Genomic DNA, 2,770 nt, shown 5'->3' with positions numbered 1-2,770 from the left:
GGTTACAGCGGCTCGGTCAAGGGCCTGTTCAATCCCGACACCAACATCAAGTACGGCATGAAATACCTTGCCATGGCGCGAGGCCTTGGTGGAGGCACCACCTGCGGCACGATCCTGAAATACAATGCCGGCCACGCCGCGACGCGGATGAACCCGGTGTCGGCCGCTTACTGCAGCAAGGTCAAGGTGCAGATGGCCGCGCTCGGCTCTCCGGTCTGACGAAGCTGGCATAAGTCTGCTTTTTCGTTTGCGTTTTCAGGCGCGAACCCCTTTATACGCCGTGCCAGCTGGCCGGGCGGCCGCACCCGCGAAGCCGAAAGGCTGCGGGTGAGGAAAGTCCGGGCTCCATGGAGACACGGTGCCGGTTAATGGCCGGCGGGGGCGACCCCAGGGAAAGTGCCACAGAAAGCAAACCGCCACGGCGTTCGGCTCTGCCGGATCCGGGGCAAGGGTGAAAGGGTGGGGTAAGAGCCCACCGCGCGACTGGCAACAGGAGCGGCAAGGTAAACCCCACCGGGAGCAAGACCGAATAGGGGCGGTGCGAGGGAAACCTCGAGGGCTGTTTCCGGCCCACCGCCCGGGTAGGTTGCGTGAGGCGCATGGCAACATGCGCCCAAGATGAATGGCCGCCACGTTCCCGTGCCGCAAGGCGCGGGGGCCATACAGAACCCGGCTTACAGGCCAGCTGGCAATTTCTTTCGCAGTGAAATCCCTTGAGATCAGTGGGTTGCGCCTGCCGGCGCACGCCCTGATTCAACCATCAAGTCTGTCGAGCGATGCCTCGATCGCTTGCCAAAGCTCTTCCACCGGCTCGCAGCCAATAGACAGGCGCACGAAGCCGGACGGCACGGCGTCGCCTCTTTTGGAGCGCCGCTCGGCCGAGGTGTGAACGCCGCCGAAAGAGGTTGCCGACTGCATCAGCGCGCAGTTGTCGATGAACTCCTCGGCCTTCTGCTCCGAAGCGAGTTCAAAGGAGATGAGGAAGCCGAAGCGCTCCATCTGCGCCCGCGCCAGATTGTGCGAGGGATCGCCGTCCAGGCCTGGAAAGCGCAGGGCGCCCACCGCATGGTGATTTTTGAGTCGCTTCGCGATCGTTTCCGCTGAAGAGCACATGCGGTCGAAGCGCACCTCCAGCGTTTCGAGCCCGCGATGCACGAGCCATGCTTCGAACGGTCCGGGAATGCCGCCGGCCATCTCGCGCCAGTCCCTCACCTTGGCGACGATGTCCGGATTGCGGCTCGCGACGTGGCCGAACAGCACGTCGGAGTGGCCGTTCACCGCCTTGGTGTCGGCGGAGACGACGATATCGGCGCCGAGGTCGAGCGGGCGCTGGCCGTAGGGCGTCATCGTCGTGTTGTCGACGACGAGGAGGGCGCCTTGCGCGTGGACAGCGTTGGCGACGGCGGCGATGTCGCAAATGTCGAGCCGCGGGTTCGACGGGCTTTCGGCGAAGACCAACCGGTAGCCGTCGAACCCGCCGTCGAGGAAGGTTGGGGTCGGCCTGGTGTCGCAGGCGACGCCGAACGGCTTCAGGAAGCGTTCCGCCAGCGCGCGCGTGGCGTGATAGCCGTCGGCAGGCAGAAGGACGCGATCGCCCGATTTCAGCAGCGCGAAGAACACCGACGAGATCGCCCCCATCCCCGACGGGAAGGCGAGGCAATGCGCGTCTTCCAGATGACCGAGCGCGTGTTCGACGGCGCGCCAGGTCGGATTGTCGTAGCGGCCATACTGGTCGAAGCCCGCTTCTTCGCCAGGTGTGTGGAAGATCGAGGCCATGGTCAGCGGCAAGGGGATCGGATCGCCCTTGGCGAAATCGCGGCTGCGCAAGTGGGCAAGGGCGGCGGCACGTGACTTCGCCGTTTCGGACATCGACCATTCACCTCCTGTTGGCTGCCAAAGGCAGCGGAGCATTGGCGCGACGCTATGCGTGGGCGCGGCCCGCAGCAAGCCGCGTCCCTTGGGCCACAGCCCTCTAAACGCTTCGTTAGGCTTAATAGACGATAAAGATAAGACGTGCCGTCAGGCTGCTCTTTCTGGTTGTGGCGAGCGCGTTTGTGAAGCTCGTTCCCGTTGACGCCCATAGTGCCCCATGATATCCCATTCCGATACCAAAGCCTTCGTTCCGTGTCAGGGTGAAGCGTACGCCAATCGGGCAGCCGCTGGGCCTGCGCGTTTGCGAGCTTTCGCCTCGTTGAACGAAGCGGAATTTCGGCAAGGGACGCGCTGCGGCGGCGCGGACGGGATGATGGAAAGGGGTGCGGCGGCGGAAGCGGCTGTGGCGCGTGATGGACCGGTTTCTGTCGAACACGGTGAGCAGGATCGATGCGAAGGGACGGGTCTCCGTTCCGGCGCATTTCCGCGCCGTCGTTCAGAAGCGGGGCTATTCGGAGTTCTATGCGCTGCGCTGCCTGGATCTTCCGGCGATGGATGTCGGCGGTCTCGACCTGCTCGACCGCTACGAGCAGCGCATCGCGCAGGAGGATCCCTTCCTGCAGGCGGCGGACGACATGTCGTTCTTCTGCCATGGCGATGGTACGTTCCTGAAGCTCGATCAGGACGGGCGCATCACGATGACCGATTTCATTCGCGAGCACACCGGCATTTCGGCGGAAGCGGCGTTTGTCGGCCGCGGCAATTTCTTCCAGATCTGGGAGCCGGGACGGCTTGCCGCCTATGGGGCGCAGGCGCGCGCCCGGCTGTTGCAGCTTCGGCAGGGGACGAAGCCTGGGGAGCGACCGGAATGATGGCTGGCCACGGCGAGGATATCAAC

The 2,770-nt window shown here is 64.3% G+C and carries 3 protein-coding genes and 1 other RNA gene; 3 read left to right on the top strand and 1 reads right to left on the bottom strand.

The window, feature by feature from the left end:
* Together EN780_RS31465 and rnpB are read left to right on the top strand one after the other, a co-directional pair.
* The coding region (locus EN780_RS31465) for a transglycosylase SLT domain-containing protein (protein ID WP_145971013.1) at window positions 1-219 on the top strand (219 nt) is incomplete at its 5' end.
* A 64-nt stretch (window positions 220-283) separates the two neighbouring features.
* Window positions 284-693, top strand: an RNA gene (rnpB, locus tag EN780_RS31460) — RNase P RNA component class A.
* 60 nt (window positions 694-753) lie between these two features.
* Here rnpB and EN780_RS31455 read toward each other — a convergent pair.
* Complete coding sequence (locus EN780_RS31455; RefSeq protein ID WP_127393468.1) at window positions 754-1,869, bottom strand: cystathionine gamma-lyase; 1,116 nt, start codon at window positions 1,867-1,869, stop codon at window positions 754-756.
* A 416-nt stretch (window positions 1,870-2,285) separates the two neighbouring features.
* Here EN780_RS31455 and mraZ point away from each other — a divergent pair, with 416 nt between their 5' ends.
* On the top strand, window positions 2,286-2,744 hold the full coding sequence (gene mraZ, locus EN780_RS31450; RefSeq protein ID WP_127286719.1) for a division/cell wall cluster transcriptional repressor MraZ: 459 nt from the start codon (window positions 2,286-2,288) through the stop codon (window positions 2,742-2,744).
* The last annotated feature ends 26 nt before the right edge of the window (window positions 2,745-2,770 follow it).

This window comes from Mesorhizobium sp. M4B.F.Ca.ET.089.01.1.1 (genome assembly GCF_004022605.1).
In the GTDB taxonomy this organism is placed as follows: Bacteria; Pseudomonadota; Alphaproteobacteria; order Rhizobiales; family Rhizobiaceae; genus Mesorhizobium; species Mesorhizobium abyssinicae.
The sequence above is the reverse complement of the archived record's forward strand: the minus strand, read 5'-3'. Positions and strand labels throughout refer to the sequence as shown.

Coding starts and splice junctions, on each gene's coding strand:
- EN780_RS31455 (WP_127393468.1), bottom strand. CDS start 1,869: ATGTCCGAAACGGCGAAGTCACGTGCCGCCGCCCTTGCCCACTTGCGC.
- mraZ (WP_127286719.1), top strand. CDS start 2,286: ATGGACCGGTTTCTGTCGAACACGGTGAGCAGGATCGATGCGAAGGGA.